Below are 15,914 nucleotides of genomic sequence, written 5' to 3'. Positions count from 1 at the left end.
CAGTTTTGCCAGGCAGCAGCCCTTGTGCGGTCGAGGTAATGCTATGAGATCAATTACTAGAGTACTCTGCGAGCTTTAACATAAGCCTTTTTCCAGAAAGAAGAATTCAAGTTGGATACAGTTACGCCTGGTTTGCCATACGTGTGAAGAATTTTGCCATTCCCCATATATACGGCGACATGGGTAACATTTTTTCCTGTGGAGCGGCTGCCGCTTGAGAAGAATACTAAATCTCCTGCCTTCGGATTAGATCTGGATACGGCAACGCCGACTTTGGATTGTTGAGCAGAAGTTCTAGGCAATGTCACGCCGTATTTCTTGAAAATATGCTTCATAAAGGAAGAGCAGTCAAATACTCTGGTTGTAGACGTAGAGGCTCCGAATTTATATGGTGTACCCATGAATTTTTTTTCCGTAATTAACAACCTGTGTGCCTTTGGATACTGCAGTGCTTTCCGCTTGTTGTACCGGTGCCGCTTCGGCTCCGCCTGCAAGCAATGTGCCGAATCCGATAGTCGATGCGATTCCAATTGTCAGTACTTTTTGGAATAGTGTGTGTCTGTTCATGTTAGTATACCTCCAAATTTCTTGTATTTTGTCGACCAGCTTGTAAACCGAGTATAACAGCTTTTTATTCACCCAAAATCATCCATAATTGATGTATTGCTTGCAGGGCAAGGGATTGCCTCTGATTATTAAAAACAGATTAAAGTTACAAAATAGTAAGAATTTAAGTGGGGGAGAAAAAGAAAAAGCACAGAAATTCCTTGATAGATCAAGTGATTTCCGTGCTTTTAATTCGTATAAAGATAGACTTACAAATATTACGATTCTGTCATTTTTACGGGCGTTTTTTTCTGTTTCAGTCCTTGCTCTGAATAATTAACAGCAAGCCGCTGTCTATTCGGATTACTCCTCGGCCATGGGTCAGGCGATTGCTGACACCAAGGGATTGTCCCATCTTAATCGTTGCGTTCTCAAGGGGATACATGAAGCCTTTCAGTGTGATTCCTGTTACCTCTGTGGTTAGAGGAAGCAAAGATACATATGTATAGCCTCGTTCTTCCAACTCGCAGCTCGTTCCGGTCAGGGTAATATAATTATTCGCATCCCAGATGGAGCTTGTGATTTGATGCTGCAGCCCGCGCATCATAATGTGTACATTGGCCAGAGAGTGGTCAAACCGGGTTCCCAATACGCCGAGCATCGTCACTTCGGTGGCTTTATTGTCGATTGCCAAATCAAAAGCCAACTCCGTATCTGTTAAATCTTTGTCTATGGCATCACAAGAAATGAATTGCTTGCTGTTTGCGGTGATCAAATCCAGTTCTTCAGGGCTGACGGAATCAAAATCACCGACTGCAATATCAGGAGACAGGCCATGTTGGATTAGAAATAAAGCGCCGCGATCAGCTCCGATGATCATATCAGTTTCAGTGAATGCGATTTGCTCAAGACAGGAGGGGTCAATTTGGCCGCCGGCAAAAATATATACCCGTTTCTCTTCCATGTCTGAAATCTTCCTTTCTTGGTCTCAATCCGGTAGTTCATCTTATCAATATTAAATATTAGTATAATTCAACTTTTAAGCTTGCACAATTTAAGCTGCCCGGAATACAATGGACGGAGAAACATTGCATGTGAGAGGGAGCAGAGAACAGAAGATGCATTTATTTGATATTTTCAGCATCATTGGCACAGCTGCCTTTGCTATGTCAGGTGCGTTCGTAGCAATGGAGGAGGACTATGATATCCTAGGTGTGCTTGTCCTGGGATTAGTAACGGCGTTTGGAGGCGGGGTCATCCGCAATGTATTAATTGGAGTTCCTGTTACAACCTTATGGTCACAGGGAGAATTGATTCTGTGGGCGGTGTTATCGATCCTTGCCGCTTTTTTGCTTCCGATCAAATGGATTCCCCATTGGAAGAAGACGGAAGCGTTGTTTGATGCAATTGGTTTATCCGCCTTTGCAATCCAAGGGGCTCTATATGCTACAAACATGAACCATCCATTAATTGCGGTTGTCGTTGCTGCCGTGCTAACGGGGATTGGCGGAAGCATGATTCGGGATTGTCTTGCCGGACGGAAGCCGCTTGTGCTCAGAGATGAGATTTATGCGGTATGGGCAATGATTGGTGGTCTTAGTGTTGGACTGGGCATCTTCAGTAATACAGTAGGCTTGTTATTCCTGTTCGTTCTGATCGTTTTTGCCCGCATGCTGTCTGTTCATTTTAAATGGAAGCTGCCGCGCCGTTCCCTGAAATCCGCGAACAAAAACGTGAATTCAGAGCACAGCAGCCTTTTATAGATAAAGAAAGGGCTATCCCGAAGCTGAAAGTGCCAAAATTGCTGACATGGAAGCCTTCTGCAGCGAAATAAGTACTGAAACACATTAAAAAAAGTTGAACAGAGAAACCTTGCGTTTTCTCGCTCAACTTTTTTTATTTGCAGTTAGCCTAAAAAATGAACAAGCGCATCCGGTAATTCCTGTTGCCAGAAGCCCCAAAGGTGCTTCCCGTCCTTCTCCGCATAGGAGACTTTAGCTCCGCGCTCCTCCAGCAAAGCTTTGGCCCTCCGATTTAATTCGACAAAGTTATAGGTTCCCGTGTCTGTCGTGTAGGCCTGCTCTTGAAGACCTACAATCATAAAGACGGATAGGGAAGAGAGATCCGAGTAGGATTCGATGATGTTCAATGATGCCTCGTAATATGCGCCGGACAAGCTGATAATGTTGCAAAACAGATCGCTGTGTTTCATTGCCAGGTGAAGAGAGAAGGAGCCGCCAAGCGAGTCTCCGGCCAGGATACGCTCTTGCTTCTCCCGCCGCACGGGATATTTGTTTTCAATGAAGGGAATAATCTCATCAGTTATACAGTTCATGTAGGTTTCAAAGCGATTCCCGAAGGGAGCATACTCTTCAGTTCGGATCGAAGTATCGACTTCAATGCCGACAATGATGAATGGATCAATGCCTTCATCTAATATCAGCTGATTGGCATGGGTGGCGATTCGCCCAAAGTTAAAAAACTCTTCGCCGTCCTGACAATATACAACGGGGTAACTTAAGATTTCGTTATAGCCAGGCGGCAGGTAGATTCGAAGCTTTCGCTTCTCTCCGAGATACCGGCTTTCGAGCTCTTCCTTAATAATCGTCCGCTTTAAATAACGCGAATCTGTCATAGTTAGGCACACTCCCTGCTTTCTTAGATTTTGCTTTTGGAGTCTCTTTAAGCTAAGATATCCAGTAGTACAGAAAACGCATACAAGCCAAATGCAAGACTTCTGTTATACAATTATTTATCGACTGTTATACGTACAAAGATAAAAAGTTTAGTCATTTTATCGCAATCCCTTTGACTAATCAGATGAAACAGTTGTATAATAATTCTATAACAGAGGAACATGATAATCAAATATTTTGTCGAGGTGAAGAAAATGAGCAAGATTCCTTATGAAGTATATACGGAGGAAGTCGAAGCTTTAACCGTGCTTTCGCCGGATGGAGAAATTGTTAACAAAGATATGGTCCCGAATTTGTCGGACGATCAGTTGAAAGAATTAATGTACCGTATGGTATTTACACGTACTTGGGACGAACGCGCCATTAACCTCGGACGCCAAGGTCGTCTCGGATTTTATGCTCCGGTATCCGGACAAGAAGCGACGATGGTCGGCAGTGAGTTCGCACTGGACAAGAATGACTTTGTCTGCCCGGGTTACCGCGATATGCCTCAGCTCGTATGGCATGGTCTTCCATTGTACCAGGCTTTCCTGTATTCCCGCGGCCATCAACACGGCGGAGAAATTCCCGAGGGTGTTAACGTACTTATGCCTCAGATTATTATCGGCGCACAGGTTCTTCATGCCATGGGTATTGCCATGGGCTACAAGTTGAAGAAGCAGAAGCAAGTTGCCATTACTTATACCGGTGACGGCGGATCGTCCGAAGGCGATTTCTACGAAGCGCTGAACTATGCAGGTGTATATAAGCTGCCGGTTATTTTCTTCGTGCAAAATAACGGTTACGCCATTACAACTCCGTTCTCGAAGCAAACAGCGGCTTTGTCCATTGCTCATAAAGCGGTAGCGGCTGGGATTCGCGGTATCAAGATCGACGGCATGGACGTATCCGCCGTGATCAGTGCGGTTCAGGAAGCTGCCGAGCGTGCGCGCAACGGCGAAGGAGCAACGTTGATCGAAGCTGTGACTTACCGTTTCCGTCCGCATTCCTTGTCCGATGACACAAGTAAGTACCGGACGAAGGAAGAGGAAGGACAATGGAGCGAGAAGGATCCGATTGCCCGTCTTGCCAAGTACCTGGAGAAAAAAGGACTTTGGAACGATGAAGAAACGGCCCGCGTGAAGGAAGAAGCCAAGGCAAAAGTGAACGAACAGATCAAGAAAGCGGAACAAACCGAGAAGATGACGGTTCCTGGTTTGATCGACAGCATGTTCGAGCAAACGCCTAAGCATCTGGAAGAGCAAAAAGCGGATTTTAAATAAGCCTGAAAGAAGTTCTATTGAGGAGGATATGAAGCAATGGCACAAATGAATATGAAAGAAGCAATTCGCGATGCGATGCGCGTAGAGTTGAACCGGGATCCGAATGTCTTGCTGTTCGGAGAGGACGTAGGTAATGTCGGCGGGGTATTCCGCGTTACAGAAGGTTTGCAAAAGGAGTTCGGAGAAGAGCGTGTATTTGATACGCCGCTGGCTGAATCCGCAATTGGCGGTATGGCTGTCGGCCTCGGGATTCAAGGCTTCCGCCCTGTAGCGGAAATTCAATTTGTCGGCTTTATTTTCGAAGCGCTCGATCAAATTCTGGTTCAGGCAGCGCGCATGCGTTACCGTTCCGGCGGACGCTATCATTCTCCGATTGTATTCCGTACGCCATACGGCGGCGGTGTTAAAGCGGCTGAACTTCATACGGATGCCCTTGAAGGCTTGATTGCCCAAACTCCGGGGATCAAACTGGTTATTCCGTCGAATCCTTATGATGCCAAGGGTCTGATGATCTCTGCCATTCGTGATAACGATCCCGTGTTCTTCATGGAGCACTTGAATCTGTACCATGCTTTCCGTGCGGAAGTGCCGGAAGGAGAATATACGGTTGAGCTTGGCAAAGCTAACATTGTGCGCGAAGGCTCCGATGTTACGATTATTGCTTACGGCATGATGGTTCACACAGCGGTGAAGGCTGCTGAAGAGCTGGAGAAAACAAAGGGAATCAAGGCTGAAGTCATTGATCTTCGTACCCTGGTGCCGCTTGATATCGATACGATCGTTGCTTCCGTGAAGAAAACAAATCGTGCAATCGTGGTTCAGGAGGCTCAAAAATCCGCAGGTATGGCGGCTGAGATTATCGCTCAGATCAATGAAAGAGCTATTCTGCATCTGGAAGCTCCAGTGCTTCGTATCACGCCTCCGGATACTGTATATCCGTTTGCACAAATCGAAGATCAGTGGCTTCCAACTCCGGCCCGGATTATTGAAGGGGTCAACAAGGTTCTTGAATTTTAATTGACACAATCATAAGAGGTTGTTCAAAAAGTCATCTTTTGATCACGAAGTAATTCATGAGGTTAATTCGACATCGAATCTTGCGCTCACCCTAGAAGTCCGAGCGGATGCTTACGGGGTATGCTTCCTTTAGAAGCATTTTGCTCATGTAGGTTTTGCCTACACTCCGTTCCTCCTTCTTCGGGTTCTCACAACCTTCTCGGTGCTGAAAATCTGACTTTTCGAACACGTACTATAACTATCCTAAATTGAAACAGGAGGTCTTCCAGGTGGCTAAATTTGAATATCGCTTCCCTGAGCTCGGCGAAGGATTGCATGAAGGCGAAATTATTAAAATGCACATCAAAGCCGGCGACAAAGTAACTGACGAAGATATCGTAATGGAGGTTCAAAACGACAAGGCTGTCGTTGAGGTGCCTTGCCCAGTCAATGGTACAGTGCTTGAAGTATTCGGTACTGACGGCGCGATCTTCCGCGTAGGCCAAGTTGTGGCTGTAATTGATGCGGAAGGCGACATCCCTGAGCAAGAGCCGGCACATGAAGAAGCGCAAGCCCAAGAAGCCGATTCGGCGAAGGGCGGAGCGGATACGACTTCTTCGCCTGCGGCTTCCAGTCCTGCTGACGCTAAAGAAGGCGCGGCAGCGGGTGCTGCACCGGCGGCTCCTAATCATGAAGTGCTGGCAACACCAAGCGTACGCAAATATGCTCGTGAGCAAGGTATTGATATTGCGCAAGTAACCGGCAGCGGTAAAGCTGGCAAGGTGACTCGCGAGGACGTAGATGCATTCAAGAGCGGCGGTGCTTCTGCTGCACCGGCAGCTGCAGCTTCCCAAGCTTCCGAAGAATCGGTTAGTGCACCTGCAGCGGCTTCTGCTGCTTCGAGCAGCGCTGATCTGGAAGAAGAACGCGTGCCGTTCAAGGGCATCCGCAAGGCGATTTCCAATGCAATGGTTAAATCGGCCTATACAGCTCCTCACGTTACGATCATGGACGAAGTGGACGTAACCGAGCTGGTAGCCTTCCGTACACGGATGAAGCCGGTTGCCGAGAAGAAGGGCATCAAGGTCACTTACCTGCCATTTATCGTTAAGGCGCTGGTAGCTGCATCCCGTAAATTCCCTGCGCTTAACGCTTCGATTGATGAAGTGAACAACGAAATTGTCTACAAGAAGCACTATGATATCGGGATTGCTACGGATACCGACAACGGCCTGATCGTTCCGGTAATCAAATCGGCAGACCGCAAGAGCATCTGGATGATCGCCGAAGCCATCAGTGATCTGGCTGCACGCGGCCGCGATGGCAAGCTGTCTGCTAATGAAATGAAGGGCAGCACGATTTCGATCTCGAATATCGGATCTGCCGGCGGCATGTTCTTCACACCAATCATTAACTACCCTGAGGTAGCTATCCTTGGTACGGGCCGTATTAGTGAGAAGCCTGTTGTGAGAAACGGCGAGGTTGTAGTGGCTCCTGTCATGGCGTTGTCGCTCAGCTTTGACCATCGCCTCATCGACGGCGCAACGGCACAAAACTTCATGAACTATATCAAACAGCTGCTCGGCAACCCAGAGCTGCTCGTAATGGAGGTATAACAACATGGTAGTAGGAGACGCTTCTTTAGATATTGATACTCTAGTCGTAGGCGCCGGTCCCGGCGGATATGTGGCGGCCATTCGTGCCGCCCAGCTGGGCCAAAAGGTTGTCATCGTCGATAAATCGGAACTCGGCGGCGTATGCTTGAACCGCGGATGTATCCCATCGAAGGCTCTGATCGCTGCTGCTCACCAATATGAAGCTGCACTTCATGGCGAAGCCTTCGGGATCACGGCTGAAAACGTAAAGGTTGACTTCAAGAAGACCCAGGAATTCAAGAGCGGTGTCGTTAAGAAAATGACTCAAGGCGTAACGGGTCTGCTTAAAGGCAACAAGATTGAAGTATTCAGCGGCGAAGTGATGTTCATCAATGAGAGCGAAGCGCGTGCATTCAACGATCATGAATCCCCGCGTTACCGTTTCAAGCATTGCATCCTGGCTACTGGCTCCCGTCCAATTGAATTGAAGCCATTCCCGTTCGGCGGACGCATCCTGTCCTCGACTGAAGCGCTTGAGCTTCAAGAAGTTCCAGGCAGCCTCGTTGTAATCGGCGGCGGCTACATCGGTGCAGAGCTTGGTCAAATGTTCTCCAAGTTCGGAACCAAGGTGACGATCATCGAAGGCATGGACACGGTTCTCCCTGGCTTTGACAAGGATATGACTCGCCTGGTTGCGAAGAGCATGGAGAAGACTGGCGTTGAAATCGTAACAAATGCAAAAGCGGAAAGTGCAGAACAAACCGATAAGAGTGTTACTGTGAAATATTCTGTGAACGGTGAGAACAAGGAAGTTACTGCAGACTACCTGCTTGTAACTGTTGGACGCCGTCCAAACACGGATGGAGATCTGGGTCTGGAGCTTGCTGGTGTGGAATTGACCGACCGTGGTCTGGTCAAGGTTGACCATCAAGGCCGCACAAGCAATCCGAAGATTTTCGCAATCGGCGACATCGTTCCTGGACTTGCACTTGCGCATAAAGCTTCTTACGAAGGCAAGGTAGCTGCCGAGGTGATTTCCGGCCTGCCATCCGTAGTGGATTACAAAGCAATCCCAGCGGTTGTATTCACAGATCCTGAATGCTCCAGCGTGGGTCTTACCGAGAAGGAAGCAAAAGAGCAAGGCTTCAAGGTGAAATCGGGCAAGTTCCCATTTGCAGGCAATGGCCGTGCAACGTCCTTGAATCAGCCTGAAGGCTTCATCAAGATCGTAGCGAATGAAGAGAACGAGGTTGTTCTCGGCGCGCAAATCGTTGGTATCGAAGCATCCAACCTGATTGCTGAGCTTGGGCTCGCTATCGAGATGGGGGCGACGCTCGAAGATATCTCCCTTACGATTCATGCGCATCCTACACTTGGCGAAATCGTGATGGAAGCTGCTGAATTGGTTGAGGGTCATCCAATTCACGTCATTTCCCGTTAATATTCGTTCACTTTGAATGACCGTCTTTACGTTTTACTCCTAAGGATATGGATAGGGCAGGACCGATACTGTGGTCTTGCCCTCTTTTTTTGACACCCGCCAGAATGTTTATGAAACCCAGACCTGCAAAATGGAGTATTATTTACATAGGTGAAAAATCCGGAGGGGAACAGGGGGAGATTACGATCGGAATTATATCAAGATTTGCGGAGATTATGAGTGTGAATATTCGCTCTTTATTGGAGTCGTCCAAGCAGCCGGAGCAAGCGGTGAAGGAGTATCTGCGGACTCTCCAGAAGGATCTGGGTTCACTTAAGGCTGAGACAGCAGCTGTAGAGGCTGAGGAGCAGCGCTCCAGACGTGCCCTGGAGGAATGCCAAGCCGAGATCAGCAAGCTTCAGCGCTATGCCGAAAAATCCGTGGAAGCCGGCGAGGAGCAGCGCGCCCTCGGATTTCTGGAGAAAAAGAAGCTGCAAAGCGGCAAGCTGGCGCAGCTTGAAGCTGCTTACAGACAGGCAGCAGAGCATTCATTAAAGCTGAAACAAATGGAACTGAAGCTTGCTTCTGATCTTACGAAGCTGGAAGCTAAAAATCAGGAGTTGAAGGAAATGCTGTCTGAAGCGGAGAAGTTAAACCGGGAGCAGCAGAAGGGCAGGACCTCCTTTGACGAGCTGGAGGCGAAGGCCGATCAGGCCTTGAATGAAGCGTTGGCCCTGGCTGAATTAAAGGCGGGTCCGAAGGATTTTGATGAGGAGTTCAGAGCTTGGGAGGAGAGCATGGGCTTAAGCAATGCTGAGACACGCAGTCCGCAGGAGGAACTGGCAGCTCTGAAAGACAAACAGAACAATTAGGCAGCTTGCTGCTGAACATAGCGGGGTGAGTGTGGAATGCCGGTAATTGAGTATAAATGTCCCAACTGCGGGGGCAATATGTTGTTTGACGGTGACAGCGGGATGCTGACCTGCGAGAGCTGCGGGCGTCAAGACAATATTGAGGAGAAGCTTGATCCGATAGCGCAGCAGGTATTTGAGAAGGATGAAGCTATTGAATATCAATGTACGAGCTGCGGCGCGGTATTGATTACGAACAAAGACACTTCAGCAACTGTATGCAGCTTCTGCGGCTCTCCGGTCGTGCTGGGCGACCGATTGAGCGGACAGCTTGCGCCATCCATGGTCATCCCATTTACGGTAACGGAACAAGAAGCCATTCAGGCCTTCCGCAAATGGTGCAAGCGAGGATTGCTGACCCCAAGCGGCTTTATGACCGCGGACCGGATTAAGGAGATTACAGGGATCTATGTTCCGTTCTGGCTGTACGATCTTCACCACGATGCTCAGGTTTACGGAGAGGGGACCAAGGTAAGATCCTATACGCGCGGCGATTATCATATTACCGAGACCGAATACTATGATGTCTATCGCAGACTGAAGCTCAATTATGTCAAGGTACCGGTGGATGCTGCGGATAAAATGGACGATACGCTGATGGATAAACTCGAACCCTTTTATTACGAGCATCTCAAGGAATTCAAGACGCCTTACTTATCGGGGTATATGGCTGAGAAATACAGTCAGAATGACACACAGCTGCTTCCCCGGGCGAAGGACAAGGTTGCCGGTTATATCCGGTCAGCCATCCAGGATTCTGTCTCGGGATACACGACTATGAATTACTCGAATCAGCACATTACTACAACGCATGCAAGCGCGAGATATGTGATGCTGCCAGTATGGATTCTGACTTATGATTACAATCGGCAGGAGCATATGTTTGCGATGAATGGGCAGACCGGTAAGGTGGTCGGCAAACCGCCACTTAGCAAGCTTAAGTTATTCTCCTGGTTCACCGGCATCTCTGCAGGCACGCTGTTGATCCTGAAGCTGATCTCCTTGAGCATGGGAGGCGGGTTCCTGTGATGAACAACAAATGGGTGATCCGGATGCTCTCCATCTGGGTCGGTATCCTGCTGCTCTTCCCGCTTCAGACGATTAACGCAACGAGCGTGGATGAGACAAAGCAGTTAATCTATGATGAAGCAGGGCTGTTAAGCAGCAGCCAGGCCGAAACGCTAAATCAGCGTGCTAATGAATACAGCCAAAGCTGGGACACGGACTTTATTGTTTATACTTCCAATAACCCTGCTGGAACGGATGTCCAGGTATTGATGGGTGATTTCTACGATGAATATGAACGGAACTCCGATGTGCGCAATGTCAGTGTGGTGATGCTGACGTTGGACATGAACAACCGTGAATTGTATGTGGCCGGGTTCTACAAAGGGAAGGAGTATGTGACCAATGAACGGGCTGATCAAATCCGTGATTTGATCACTACTTCTTTGTCAGCAGGGGACTATGAGCAGGCATTTACGAAGTTTTTAGATAAAGCGAATGAGTTCATGGGCATCGAGCCGGCGCCAGAATACGATCCGGGCAGCGGCAGCTCGGGAATCTCAAGCCCAGGCGTCCCGCGGACAGACTATACACCTGCCTCGGACGATGATGAGGAATCTATTATTTCCAACGGCTGGTTCCAGTTGATTGTATCGCTGGCAGTGGGCGGTATTGCCGTAGGCATCATGGCGGCGAATGCGGGAGGACGCGTAACGGTGAACCGGTTTACTTATGAAGACTCCAGAAATTCTGGCGTGGTATCCAGGAAGGATCAATATATCCGTACTACGGTCTCCAAACGTAAAATTGAACGCAACACCAACAGCGGCGGCGGAGGCGGAGGCGGCAGAACAGGCGGAGGACACAGTCACAGCGGCAGCAGAGGATCATTTTAGAGAGGATGGATGAGCATGGGATTTTTTAAGAATCAGTTTGCCAATGTAGTGGAATGGGAAGAGTTCCGTGAGGATATGATTTTTTGGAAATGGAGCAACCGTGAAATAAAGAAGGGCAGCAAGCTGCTTATTCGCCCCGGTCAGGATGCAATCTTCGTGAATAATGGCAAGATCGAAGGGATTTTCAAGGACGACGGCGAGTACAATATCGATTCGGATATTATCCCGTTCCTGTCGACGCTGAAGGGCTTCAAATTCGGCTTTAACAGCGGCATGAGAGTGGAAGTTCTCTTCGTGAATACGAAGGAATTTACGGTGAAATGGGGAACGCAAAATCCGGTGCTGATTCCAACGCCGCAGCTACCGGGCGGGATGCCGATTCGGGCTAACGGCACCTTTACCTTCCAGGTCACCGATTATGTAACGCTGATCGATAAAATTGCCGGTATTCGCAACAGCTATCTGGTTGAGGATGTCAAAATCCGAATCACTTCGGTGCTTGATCAGCTGCTGATGAAGTGGATCAGCCGGGAAGGCAAGGATATGTTCAATCTTCAGGCAAATGCCTCCGATATTGCCAAGGGAATTCGCGAGGATCTGGATATGGAGGTGCTTAATAACGGGATCTCGATTACCGGCTTCCAGGTGATGAGCTTCAACTATCCGAAGGAAATCCAGGACATGATCACCAAGACGGCATCGCATGAAATGATCGGCAATCTGCAAAAATACCAGCAGGTCAGCATGACAGACGGCATTGCTTCAGGGAAAGTAAAGGGCGGCGGTGTTGCCGGCGATATGGCTGGAATGATGATGGGAATGAATCTCGCAGGCGAGATGATGAAGAACATGAACCAGAATCAGTCTTCTTCCGGCAATTCGTCCGCGAATTCGGGCTCTCCGGCTCAGGGGAGCAGCCAAAAGCCGAACTTCTGTCCGAACTGCGGCGCAAAGAATGAAGGCGCTAATTTTTGCCCGAATTGCGGACAGAAGCTGGTCTAGGGCCGATCATCAAAAACCGGAAGGAAGAGGGGGCTTTCACCCTCTTCCTTTCACTCCATATCACTGTCAAATCGGTAGAATAAGCCTCCGTCGAGACTTTTATTGTCAAGCTCCATTTTATTTTTAACAAACTTTTCATTTCTTGGAAACAAGTTCTGTTACAATGAGGGTATACGAGCTCAAATCCGATACGAGGTGCCCTGAACAATGAAAAAGAAGACGATTACATTCATTGCTGGTCTCATGCTGTTGCTGCTGGGAGTTCTAGTATCCAATCACTTCACCGCCAATTCGACCGAAGCCCATTCCCCTAAAGAGAGGCAGGTCGTTAACGAAGATCCGCCTGCCTCGGCGCAAGCAGAATTACCGTTAAGGGACCAAATAGCAAAGTGGATTGTTGAGCAGGGCCAAAGAGATGAATACTATTTGGAAGGATTGTCTTATGTCGAGGTCCAACTGGATACGGACAGCGAACTGGAAATCATCGCGGGTATTGACGGCGGAGTCCACCTGGGCCAATTTTTTGTTTTTGATTCTGGTGCGGACGGAGAATACAAGTTGATCGCAGAGAAAGATTGGAAGGTAGAGCAGCTTCATCCCGGCATGGCGAAAGACGTGGAATTGAAGATGATCTTCGAAACGGTCGATCGTACCGGAGGGACCGGAGTGGATGTATATGAGGCTCACTTATGGTATCTGGATAACGGAGAGTTCAAGGAAGTCTGGAACGGCTGGTTAAAGGGAAGAAATGCGATGCTCGCAGGGAGTCATTCCCTGTTGGCTGGCAGCTATCAAGTCATTGAGGGTTGGTTGTACCATTGGGAGACGGTATTCAAATTGGCGGATGATGACGTAACCCGTACCGCACCGCCGCAAACAACGCTGAAAGTATTCAGGTTTAACGGAGAGGTATTTGAACCTGTTGAATCAACGGAATTGGCGGAAGCGGATAACAAGACGGTTAAATGAATAAAGCGGCAAGCTCTGTATTGTGCTGAGCTTGCCGCATATTTGTATATAAGAACATTTTACACGTTGTAAATCAGTGTCAATCCTCAGTTCAACTGCCACGGAATAATTAGATGAACAGATTAATGCCCGATTGGTCGGCTTTACCGAGATAGTAGCCTACGCCGCCGATTTTGATGCCTTCAATCAGCTCTTCCTGCTGGATACCCATAACATCCATCGACATTTGACAGGCTACGAGTTCAACGCCCTGGTCAAGCGCGGATTGCATCAGCTCCTCCAAGGAGGCAATATTGCCGCTTTTCATGACGCCCCGAATCATCTTGGCCCCCATCCCCATCATGTTCATTTTTGAGAGGCTTAACCTGCGGCTGCCGCGCGGCATCATCTTACCGAACATTTTTCCGATCAGATTTTTTTGGACCTGTACCTTCTCCGGTTTGCGGATTATGTTTAATCCCCAGAAGGTGAAGAACATCGTGACTTTTTTGCCGCTGGCTGCAGCGCCGTTCGCAATGATGAAGGAGGCGATCGCTTTGTCCAAATCACCGCTGAATACGACCATGGACGTCCCCTCCGCGCCCGTGGATGAAGAGGTCTGTTTACCAACGGATCCCTGGTCAGCAGGGTCGCCCTTTCTCACATAGGCTTCAATTTTCCCTGCGGGCAATTTGTTGATCTGAAGCGCCTGATGCTGCGACATTTTGGCCCAGGAGGCGATATCCTCATAGAATCCCGGATCGGTAGCGGTTACGTGCAGCACTTGACCCGGGTTTAGCGGGTCCATCGCTTGCTTGACCTGAATTAGCGGGCCGGGACAGCATAATCCGCAGGCATCCAGCACAGCGTCGGCAGTAATCGTGTCCGCAGACAGACGCTCTTTGCGGTCCGAGGTGGAGGCGGAAGCCGGCTCAACCGCCGCTGCTGCTGTCTCCAACTCAGCTTCAGAGGATGGATAATACGGTTCTGGGGCGTAACGGCTCATGAGATAGGTCTTGTATCCGCCGGTCAGATTGCGGACGCGGAAGCCATGCTGCCGAAGGATGCTGGAAGCGGTATAGCCGCGCAGGCCAACCTGGCAATACACCCATATTTCTTTGCCGGAATCCAGTTCAGATAATCTTCGCCGGAGGTCGTCGACAGATATGTTAAGGGATCCGGGAATATGGCCGTTCGCATGCTCAAGCGGTGACCTTACGTCGAGAAGCAGTGTTGAGGCAGGATCGCGCGTTTCCAATTCGGCAGGCACGAACACCGAAGTTTTGTCTGTCAGAATATTCTCAGCGGTGTACCCGGCCATATTAACCGGATCCTTCGCCGAGGAATAGGGAGGGGCATAGGCCAGCTCCAGCTCGGTTAAGTCGGTCACGCTCCCTTTGAGACGGATGACGGTTGCGATCACGTCTATCCGTTTGTCTACGCCGTCATAGCCGACGGCTTGAGCTCCGAGAACAGTTCCTTCGTTATTGAACAGCAGCTTGATGGTCATCGGTACAGCTCCCGGATAATAGGCGGCATGTGAGCTCGGATGGACATAGGTCACCTGGTAAGGCATGCCCAGCCGCTGCAACGTCTTCTCATTAAGACCCGTGGCTGCACCTGTCAGGCCGAACACTTTGATGATAGAGGTCCCTTGCGTCCCTTTATACGTCGTACCCAGGCCGCATACATTGTCTGCGGCGATTCTGCCTTGCTTGTTGGCCGGGCCCGCAAGCGGAACTGCAGTCTGTGTACCGCTGACAAAGTCGGTAATCTGGACAGCATCACCCACTGCAAAAATATCCGGCCGGTTGGTCTGCAGCTTGTCGTTAACCAGGATATGTCCCTTGGGACCAAGCTCGATACCGCTGCCCTGCAGGAACCTAGTATCCGGAGCCACGCCGATTGCGAGGATGATCAACTCCGCAGACAGAGTCAACTCGCCGGACAGCATGACCTCCGTCCTATCGCCAAGCTCCCGAAAGCCTTGCACACTGTGAGAGAGCAGAAGCTTGACGCCCTGAGCCTCCAGCTCCTTGGACAGAGCTCCGGCCATGTCGGCGTCGAAAGGGGCAAGAATTTGCGGCCCGCCTTCAATAAGCGTAACCTCCAGCCCGATTTCACGCAGATTTTCAGCCATCTCCACCCCGATGAACCCTCCGCCAATGACGGCAGCAGACCGGATGCCCTTTTCCTCGATATGATGCTTGATCCGGTCCGTATCCGGAATGTTGCGGAGCGTCATGATTTGCGGGCTCTCGATCCCGGGCAGGGCAGGCCGAAGGGGACTCGCCCCGGGCGACAGAATGAGCGAATCGAAGGACTCTTCGTATTCACCGCGGCTCTTGCTTCTGACTGTGACCGATTTTTGCTCCGGATGAACGGCAATAACCTCGCTGTCTATGCGCACATCGATCCGAAAGCGCTGGTGCATCGCTTCGGGTGTCTGAACCAAGAGCTTGGAGCGGTCCTGAATCGCACCTCCGATATAATAGGGAAGCCCGCAATTGGCGAACGAAATATACGAGCCCCGCTCGAACATAATAATTTCTGCTTCTTCATCCAGCCGGCGCAATCGGGCGGCAGCCGAAGCTCCTCCGGCAACCCCGCCGATAATAAGTATCTTTTTACCCATGT

General features: G+C 49.5%; 13 protein-coding genes and 1 pseudogene. 10 read left to right on the top strand and 4 right to left on the bottom strand.

All coding sequences use genetic code 11. The annotated features are described in order from the left end of the window. Positions 1-56: 56 nt before the first annotated feature. A pseudogene (locus TX85_RS08950) lies at positions 57-567 on the bottom strand (C40 family peptidase). Positions 568-862: 295 nt separating this feature from the next. Further along, a complete protein-coding gene (locus tag TX85_RS08945) occupies positions 863-1,510 on the bottom strand; it encodes a thiamine diphosphokinase (RefSeq protein WP_044478754.1) in 648 nt (215 codons plus the stop codon). A gap of 154 nt (positions 1,511-1,664) precedes the next feature. On the opposite strand from TX85_RS08945, the gene TX85_RS08940 reads away from it, so the two are divergent. Beyond that, positions 1,665-2,309 carry a trimeric intracellular cation channel family protein gene (locus TX85_RS08940; protein WP_044478753.1) on the top strand — a complete coding sequence of 215 codons (645 nt, stop codon included), beginning with the start codon at positions 1,665-1,667 and terminating at the stop codon, positions 2,307-2,309. 143 nt (positions 2,310-2,452) lie between these two features. On the opposite strand, the gene TX85_RS08935 is transcribed toward TX85_RS08940, so the two are convergent. Beyond that, a complete protein-coding gene (locus TX85_RS08935) occupies positions 2,453-3,181 on the bottom strand; it encodes an alpha/beta hydrolase (protein ID WP_044478752.1) in 729 nt (242 codons plus the stop codon). Positions 3,182-3,436: 255 nt separating this feature from the next. Between TX85_RS08935 and pdhA the strand changes: the two genes are divergently transcribed. From pdhA to TX85_RS08890, 9 genes are all read left to right on the top strand, one after another. After that, positions 3,437-4,504 carry a pyruvate dehydrogenase (acetyl-transferring) E1 component subunit alpha gene (pdhA, locus tag TX85_RS08930; RefSeq protein WP_044479931.1) on the top strand — a complete coding sequence of 356 codons (1,068 nt, stop codon included), beginning with the start codon at positions 3,437-3,439 and terminating at the stop codon, positions 4,502-4,504. A 36-nt stretch (positions 4,505-4,540) separates the two neighbouring features. Then, complete coding sequence (locus tag TX85_RS08925) at positions 4,541-5,521, top strand: alpha-ketoacid dehydrogenase subunit beta (protein ID WP_044478751.1); 981 nt, start codon at positions 4,541-4,543, stop codon at positions 5,519-5,521. A gap of 269 nt (positions 5,522-5,790) precedes the next feature. Then, positions 5,791-7,116: a dihydrolipoamide acetyltransferase family protein gene (locus tag TX85_RS08920; RefSeq protein ID WP_044478750.1), complete on the top strand. Its 1,326-nt coding sequence runs from the start codon at positions 5,791-5,793 to the stop codon at positions 7,114-7,116. A 4-nt stretch (positions 7,117-7,120) separates the two neighbouring features. After that, on the top strand, positions 7,121-8,536 hold the full coding sequence (lpdA, locus tag TX85_RS08915) for a dihydrolipoyl dehydrogenase (RefSeq protein WP_044478748.1): 1,416 nt from the start codon (positions 7,121-7,123) through the stop codon (positions 8,534-8,536). A 110-nt stretch (positions 8,537-8,646) separates the two neighbouring features. Next, positions 8,647-9,387: a PspA/IM30 family protein gene (locus TX85_RS08910; protein WP_081671682.1), complete on the top strand. Its 741-nt coding sequence runs from the start codon at positions 8,647-8,649 to the stop codon at positions 9,385-9,387. A 36-nt stretch (positions 9,388-9,423) separates the two neighbouring features. Further along, positions 9,424-10,455, top strand: a complete 1,032-nt coding sequence (locus TX85_RS08905) for a TFIIB-type zinc ribbon-containing protein (protein ID WP_044478747.1) — start codon at positions 9,424-9,426, stop codon at positions 10,453-10,455. Next, positions 10,455-11,327 (top strand): TPM domain-containing protein, encoded by an 873-nt coding sequence (locus TX85_RS08900; RefSeq protein ID WP_044478746.1) that lies wholly within the window; start codon positions 10,455-10,457, stop codon positions 11,325-11,327. The genes TX85_RS08905 and TX85_RS08900 overlap by 1 nt, the downstream gene beginning before the upstream one ends. A 15-nt stretch (positions 11,328-11,342) precedes the next feature. After that, positions 11,343-12,329, top strand: coding sequence for an SPFH domain-containing protein (locus tag TX85_RS08895; protein ID WP_044478745.1), 987 nt, complete (start codon positions 11,343-11,345; stop codon positions 12,327-12,329). Positions 12,330-12,536: 207 nt separating this feature from the next. Continuing rightward, a complete protein-coding gene (locus tag TX85_RS08890) occupies positions 12,537-13,298 on the top strand; it encodes a hypothetical protein (RefSeq protein ID WP_049894881.1) in 762 nt (253 codons plus the stop codon). Between the two features lie 109 nt (positions 13,299-13,407). Here the strand turns inward: TX85_RS08890 and TX85_RS08885 are convergent, their stop codons facing one another. Beyond that, entirely contained in the window at positions 13,408-15,912 is a 2,505-nt protein-coding gene (locus TX85_RS08885; RefSeq protein WP_044478744.1) for a DsrE/DsrF/DrsH-like family protein, read from the bottom strand. Positions 15,913-15,914: the final 2 nt, after the last annotated feature.

Source organism: Paenibacillus antibioticophila (assembly GCF_000455265.1).
Classification (GTDB): domain Bacteria; phylum Bacillota; class Bacilli; order Paenibacillales; family Paenibacillaceae; genus Fontibacillus; species Fontibacillus antibioticophila.
Note: the sequence above shows the minus strand (reverse complement) of the source record. Positions and strands in the feature narration are given on the sequence as shown.

What these genes read in the sequence shown, in the direction of transcription:
- TX85_RS08945 (WP_044478754.1), bottom strand. Translation starts at nt 1,510, where the DNA reads ATGGAAGAGAAACGGGTATATATTTTTGCCGGCGGCCAAATTGACCCC.
- TX85_RS08940 (WP_044478753.1), top strand. Translation starts at nt 1,665, where the DNA reads ATGCATTTATTTGATATTTTCAGCATCATTGGCACAGCTGCCTTTGCT.
- TX85_RS08935 (WP_044478752.1), bottom strand. Translation starts at nt 3,181, where the DNA reads ATGACAGATTCGCGTTATTTAAAGCGGACGATTATTAAGGAAGAGCTC.
- pdhA (WP_044479931.1), top strand. Translation starts at nt 3,437, where the DNA reads ATGAGCAAGATTCCTTATGAAGTATATACGGAGGAAGTCGAAGCTTTA.
- TX85_RS08925 (WP_044478751.1), top strand. Translation starts at nt 4,541, where the DNA reads ATGGCACAAATGAATATGAAAGAAGCAATTCGCGATGCGATGCGCGTA.
- lpdA (WP_044478748.1), top strand. Translation starts at nt 7,121, where the DNA reads ATGGTAGTAGGAGACGCTTCTTTAGATATTGATACTCTAGTCGTAGGC.
- TX85_RS08910 (WP_081671682.1), top strand. Translation starts at nt 8,647, where the DNA reads ATGAAACCCAGACCTGCAAAATGGAGTATTATTTACATAGGTGAAAAA.
- TX85_RS08905 (WP_044478747.1), top strand. Translation starts at nt 9,424, where the DNA reads ATGCCGGTAATTGAGTATAAATGTCCCAACTGCGGGGGCAATATGTTG.
- TX85_RS08900 (WP_044478746.1), top strand. Translation starts at nt 10,455, where the DNA reads ATGAACAACAAATGGGTGATCCGGATGCTCTCCATCTGGGTCGGTATC.
- TX85_RS08895 (WP_044478745.1), top strand. Translation starts at nt 11,343, where the DNA reads ATGGGATTTTTTAAGAATCAGTTTGCCAATGTAGTGGAATGGGAAGAG.
- TX85_RS08890 (WP_049894881.1), top strand. Translation starts at nt 12,537, where the DNA reads ATGAAAAAGAAGACGATTACATTCATTGCTGGTCTCATGCTGTTGCTG.
- TX85_RS08885 (WP_044478744.1), bottom strand. Translation starts at nt 15,912, where the DNA reads ATGGGTAAAAAGATACTTATTATCGGCGGGGTTGCCGGAGGAGCTTCG.